The organism is Saccharothrix hoggarensis (assembly GCF_042678885.1).
In the GTDB taxonomy this organism is placed as follows: Bacteria; Actinomycetota; Actinomycetes; order Mycobacteriales; family Pseudonocardiaceae; genus Actinosynnema; species Actinosynnema hoggarensis.
Genome location: NZ_JBHTLK010000327.1, coordinates 1 through 5,759 on the forward strand (window position 1 = coordinate 1; position 5,759 = coordinate 5,759).

6 protein-coding genes are annotated in these 5,759 nt (G+C 75.2%); 4 read left to right on the top strand and 2 right to left on the bottom strand.

Features of this window, described 5'->3' with window-relative positions:
• From ACFQ3T_RS33790 to ACFQ3T_RS33805, 4 genes are all read left to right on the top strand, one after another.
• Positions 1 to 2,254, top strand: a 2,254-nt coding sequence (locus tag ACFQ3T_RS33790; protein ID WP_380729750.1) for a DEAD/DEAH box helicase, incomplete at its 5' end; no start/stop codon positions are given.
• On the top strand, positions 2,251 to 3,354 hold the full coding sequence (locus ACFQ3T_RS33795; RefSeq protein WP_380729752.1) for an SWIM zinc finger family protein: 1,104 nt from the start codon (positions 2,251 to 2,253) through the stop codon (positions 3,352 to 3,354). The genes ACFQ3T_RS33790 and ACFQ3T_RS33795, both read left to right, overlap by 4 nt.
• Positions 3,355 to 3,487: 133 nt before the next feature.
• Entirely contained in the window at positions 3,488 to 3,703 is a 216-nt protein-coding gene (locus tag ACFQ3T_RS33800; RefSeq protein ID WP_380729754.1) for a hypothetical protein, read from the top strand.
• Positions 3,704 to 3,775: 72 nt separating this feature from the next.
• Positions 3,776 to 4,615: a class I SAM-dependent methyltransferase gene (locus ACFQ3T_RS33805; RefSeq protein WP_380729756.1), complete on the top strand. Its 840-nt coding sequence runs from the start codon at positions 3,776 to 3,778 to the stop codon at positions 4,613 to 4,615.
• A gap of 138 nt (positions 4,616 to 4,753) precedes the next feature.
• On the opposite strand, the gene ACFQ3T_RS33810 is transcribed toward ACFQ3T_RS33805, so the two are convergent.
• Together ACFQ3T_RS33810 and ACFQ3T_RS33815 are read right to left on the bottom strand one after the other, a co-directional pair.
• Positions 4,754 to 4,969, bottom strand: a complete 216-nt coding sequence (locus ACFQ3T_RS33810) for a DUF5703 family protein (RefSeq protein ID WP_073893111.1) — start codon at positions 4,967 to 4,969, stop codon at positions 4,754 to 4,756.
• Positions 4,966 to 5,759, bottom strand: a 794-nt coding sequence (locus ACFQ3T_RS33815; RefSeq protein ID WP_380729758.1) for a YncE family protein, incomplete at its 5' end; no start/stop codon positions are given. The genes ACFQ3T_RS33815 and ACFQ3T_RS33810, both read right to left, overlap by 4 nt.

Sequence of the window (5,759 nt, forward strand, 5' to 3'; positions counted from 1 at the left end):
CCCGCTGGAGCTGCCCGAGGCGGAACCGCTGCTGCGGGCGTTCCTGGACGCGGTCGCGGACACGATGCCGCGCGGTGCGGCGGCGGTGCACGCCGCCGGTGCGCCCGCGTTCGCGTCGCCCGTGCCGCAGAAGGTGCCGCACCTGCGTGACTGGGCGGACCAGGGCGTGCGGATCTCGTTGCGGGTCGAGGGCTTCGGGCCGTTCCGCGCGGTCGTGCAGGTGCACAGCCTGGCCGACCCGGGGCGGGTGGTGGACGCCGCCGAGCTGTGGGCGTCGGCGAACCAGCGGTCGCGGGCGGACGCGATGGTGGCGTTGCGGCGTGCCGCGCGGGCGTGGGCGCCGTTGGAGCGGCTGCTCGACCAGGCGGTGCCCGACGAGGTCACCCTGCTGGACTCCGACGTGGAGCACCTGCTGGCCGTGGGCGCGGTCCGCCTGGCGGGCGCCGGTGTGGACGTGCACTGGCCGAAGGACCTGGTGCGGGACCTGTCGGCGAAGGTGGTCATCGGTGAGCGGCCCGCCGACCGGCCGGCGTTCTTCGGCCCGGACCAGCTGACGTCGGTGAACTGGCAGCTCGCGCTGGGCGGCGACCCGCTCACGCCGGAGGAGCTGGACGTGCTGGCCGAGGCGACGCGGCCCGTGGTGCGGTTGCGGGACCGGTGGACGCTGGTCGACCCGGAGCTCGCGCGCCGGGCCCGGGAACGGGCGTTGGAGCCGGTCACCGCGATCGACGCGCTCGGCGCGGCGCTCACCGGCGTCGCCGAGGTCGACGGTGTCGAGGTGGAGGTCGCCGCGACCGGCTGGCTGGACGAGCTGCGGTCGCGGCTGGCGGACCTCGACGGTGGGCCGGCCGGTCAGCCGCCCGCGTTGCGGGCGACGCTGCGGGACTACCAGCTGCAGGGGTTGCGGTGGCTGGACCGGATGACGTCGCTGGGGTTGGGCGCGTGCCTGGCCGACGACATGGGCCTGGGCAAGACGATCACGCTGATCGCGCTGCACCTGCACCGCGGTGACGGGCCGACGCTGGTGGTGTGCCCGGCGTCGCTGATGGGGAACTGGCAGCGGGAGATCGAGCGGTTCGCGCCGGGCGTGCCGGTGCGGCGGTTCCACGGGCCGCGCCGCGAGGTGGCGCACGAGGGGTTCGTGCTGACCACGTACGGCACGATGCGGCTGGACGCGGAGCGGCTGGCCGCCGTCGAGTGGGGCCTGGTCGTGGCGGACGAGGCGCAGCACGTGAAGAACCCGGCGTCCGACACGGCGAAGGCGTTGCGGCGCATCCCGTCGCGGGGCCGGGTGGCGCTCACGGGCACGCCGGTGGAGAACGCCCTGTCGGAGCTGTGGGCGATCCTCGACTGGACCACGCCGGGGCTGCTGGGGACGATGGCGCGGTTCAAGGCCCGCTGGGCCACCCCGATCGAGGTCGACCACGACCGGGAGGCCGCGGACCGGTTCGCGCGGCTGGTGCGGCCGTTCCTGCTGCGCCGCCGCAAGACCGACCCCGGTATCGCGCCGGAGCTGCCGCCGAAGACGGAGACCGACCAGCCCGTCGCGCTCACCCGCGAGCAGGCCGCGCTGTACGAGGCGGTGGTGCGGGAGCTCATGGCGGAGGTCCGGGAGGCCGACGGCATCGCCCGCCGCGGTCGCGTCGTGAAGCTCCTCACCGGGTTGAAGCAGGTGTGCAACCACCCGGCGCAGTACCTGAAGGAGCCGTCGCCGAAGCTCGCCGGCCGGTCGGGGAAGCTGGAGCTGCTCGACGAGCTGCTGGACACGATCCTGGCCGAGGGCGGCGCGGTGCTCGTGTTCACCCAGTACGTCGCCATGGCACGGCTCCTCGAACGGCACCTCGCGGGCCGGGGCGTCGCCACACAGCTGTTGCACGGCGGCACGCCCGTCGCCGCCCGCGAGGACATGGTGCGGCGCTTCCAGGACGGGGAGTGCCCGGTGTTCCTGCTGTCGCTGAAGGCCGCGGGCACCGGGCTGAACCTCACGCGCGCCGACCACGTCGTGCACTACGACCGGTGGTGGAACCCGGCCGTGGAGGACCAGGCGACCGACCGCGCCCACCGCATCGGGCAGACCCGGCCCGTGCAGGTGCACCGGCTGATCGCCGAGGGCACGATCGAGGACCGGATCGCGGCGATGCTGCGCGCCAAGCGGGACCTCGCGGACGCCGTGCTGGCGCGCGGCGACGCGGCGTTCACCGAACTGGGCGACGACGAACTGGCCGGTCTGGTCGAACTCAGGAGCGGCACGTGAGCGACCGCGTCAAGGGCTTCCCGCCGTTCGGCAAGGGCGTGCGCCACGCCCGCTCGTGGTGGGGCCGGGCGTGGCTGCAGGCGGTGGAGGACACGTCGCTGGACCAGGCGCCGCTGCGGCAGGGCCGCAAGTACGCCCACGCGGGGCTGGTCGGCACCATCACCGTCAGCCCCGGCCTGCTGTCCGCGACGGTGTACGACGCCGAGGACACGTACCGGACGTCCGTGCGGCTGACCCCGCTCACCGACGCCGAGTGGGACCGGTTCCTCGGGCAGGTCGCCGCGAAGGCGGGCCACCTGGCCGCGTTGCTGGAGCGGGAGGTGCCCCGCGAGCTGGCGGAGGCCGCCGCGGACGCCGGGGTGCCGCTGCTGCCCGGCATCGGCGACCTCGACCCGGACTGCACGTGTCCCGGCTGGGAGCTGCCGTGCCGGCACGCCGCCGCGCTGTGCCACCAGGCGTCGTGGCTGCTCGACGCCGACCCGTGGGTGCTGCTGCTCCTGCGCGGCCGCGACCAGGACGAGGTCGTCGCCGGCGCGCGCCCCGCCACCGGGGTCCTCGCCACCGCCGCCTACGCCCAACGCGTCGCGGACCTGCCCGACGACCCGCCGCCCGCCGACCTCGGCCCCCTGCCCGAGTTCGAACCCGCGCCCGGGCTGGACGTCGACGTGCTGCGGCTCCTGGTCGCCGACGCCGCCGCCAAAGCCCGCGACGTCCTCGCGACCGGCCGGTGGCCCGCCGCCGACGACCACCAGGACCACGTCCGCCTGGCCGCCTCCCAGCCCGCGCTGCGCGACCGCCTCGACGTGGAACCCCGCGCCGTCCGGGCGTGGCGGCAGGGCGGCGCGCCGGCGCTCGACGTCCTCGAACACCCGTGGACCCCGACCCGCGCCGACACCGCCCGCGCCCGTGCCGCCTGGGCCGCCGGGGAACTCCCCGACGCCACCGTGTGGCGCAACCGGTGGACCGTCCACAACCGACAGGTCCGCTACGGCCGGGACGGTCGCTGGTACCCGTACCGGGCCGGCGACGGCGGCTGGTGGCCCACCGGAACGCCGCACCGCGACCCGACCGCCGCGCTCACCGACACCGATCCCGACTGACCGTCACCGGACCGGCGCCGTCCCGGCCGGTGCCGGCGACAGCGATCCGGTCGTGCCGCCGGGGCAGTCGCGCGGACACCTCCGCGAATTCACCCACCACCACCTCGAACGTCACCAGGCATTTGCCCGGCCAATGATCGTCAGGATCGCGGCCCTGCGCCGGAGGTTCGAGCAGGCGGCGGATCTGCCCGCGGGCTGCGACGCCTCCACCCTCGCCCGCCTGGTCCAGGCCGTCACCGACGGCATCGCGGTGCAGGCGGCGAGCGGTCGCACCCGTGACGAGCTGCACCTGGTGGCCGACCTGGCACTTCGCACTCTGGTCCCCAGGACCGGCCCCGACCTGCCGTAAACGGTCGCCGGGCGGTCCGTCGCCCGACTAGGGTCCTCCGGCTGGGGGATGTCGACAGAGGGGGACAAGGACATGAACGCGGCACCGGAGGTCCATCCGTCCAACGCGGACCAACTGCGCGCCTGGAACGGCGACCAGGGCGAGTTCTGGGCCACCCGCGCCGACCGCATCGACCAGGGCGTGGCCGGCTACCACGACCGACTGCTCGACGCGGCGGGGATCGAACCGGCGTCGCACGTCCTCGACATCGGCTGCGGCACCGGGCAGACCACCCGTGACGCCGCCCGCCGCGCCGCCGAGGGCACCGCGCTCGGCGTGGACCTGTCGTCGGCGATGATCGAACTCGCCCGCCGCACGGCCGAGCGCGAACACCTGCCCAACGCGCGGTTCCTGCAGGCCGACGCGCAAATCCACCCGTTCCCCGAACGGCACTTCGACGTGGCCCTCAGCCGCCACGGCGTGATGTTCTTCGGCGACCCGCCCGCCGCGTTCGTCAACATCGCCCGCGCGCTGCGCCCCGGCGGGCGCCTGGCCCTGCTGACCTGGCAGCCGCTGGACCGCAACGCCTGGCTCAAGGCGTTCCGCACCGCCCTCGCCGCCGGCCGCGACCTGCCCGCGCCACCACCGACCTCCGGCGCGTTCGCCGACCCCGGCCTGACCCGCGACCTGCTCCACTCGGCCGGGTTCGCCGACGTGCGGATCGACGGCCACACCGAACCGATGTACTTCGGCCGCGACGCCGACGACGCCTGCCGGTTCATCACCGACCAGTTCGGCGGCCTGCTCACCAACCTCCAGCCCGACGCACGCGAACGGGCCGTGGCCGACCTGCGTGCCGACCTCACCGCCCACCAGACCGATCGGGGCGTGCACTACGACTCGGCGACCTGGCTGATCCAAGCCCGCCGCTGAGTCGCCAGATACGAAGAGTGAACGAAAGTGCAGGTCGAGCCCGCTTCACCACACCTGTGGTACCACAGGTGTGGTGTTAGGACGGACCGGAGCGCCGCCACCGCTCGAAGCGTGGCGGAAGGCCGGGCGCGCGGGCCCTTAGGTGATCACACCGGGGACCACGGCGGCCGTCCGCTTCCGCCGCAGCCACACCTTGCGCGACCCGTCCCCGAACAGCAGGGTCCGCGACAGCTCCCACCCGGCGAACTCCGCGTGGATCGTCAGCTGCGTCGTCGCCGTGCGACGGGAGACACCGGCCGGCAACCGCAGCGGCCGGTACTCCCAGTCCCCGTCGACCACCCCTTCGCCCGTCATCCGATCACCTGCATCCCTCGGCCGTCCCCGGACGCGACGAACACGCGCCCGCTGCCTGGATCCACCGCCACCGAGTCCGGCTGCCGGACCGCGGCGTACCGGTGCCGCTCCACCGGCTCCCCGCCGGAGACGTCGAACGCCACGACCTCGTTCCGCTCGGTGAGCGTGATCCACAGCAGGTCGCGCGCCTCGTCGTAGGCCATCCCGTACGGCGCGCCCGGCAGCGGGTACCGCAACCGCATGATCAGCGGGCCGGTCGAGAACGCCATCAGCTCGCCGCCGCGCGTGTCCACCACGAACACCCGGCCGAACCGGTCGGCCACCGCGTTCGTCGCGCCCTCGCCCGCGCGCAGCCCCGCGCCGGGACCGTCCGCCGCCGGGTCGAGGTCGAACACGGCGCTGCGCGGCCGGTCCAGCACCACCGCGGCGTCACCCACCGCGACCACCCGGTCCGGGCTGGAGATGCTGCGCACCACGTGGTCGCCCACGCTCACCTGCCGGGCGTCGCGCCGCGCCACCAACGTGCGGCCGTCGACCCGCGCCACGTCCACCGTGCCGCCGTACACGCGCCGCTCCGACGTCGTCCCGTCCGCCCGCACGGTCACCACGACACCGGCGGGCACCACGGCCTCCACCTCGTCGCCGACCGCGACCAGCCGCTCCGCCGCACCCGGCAGCGGCACCACCCGCGGGTCTCCCGCCGCGTCCACCGGGTACAGGGCCACCGACGGGGGATCGGACAGCGCCACCGCCACCCGGTCGCCCGCCACCGCGACCGCCGTCGCCCGCC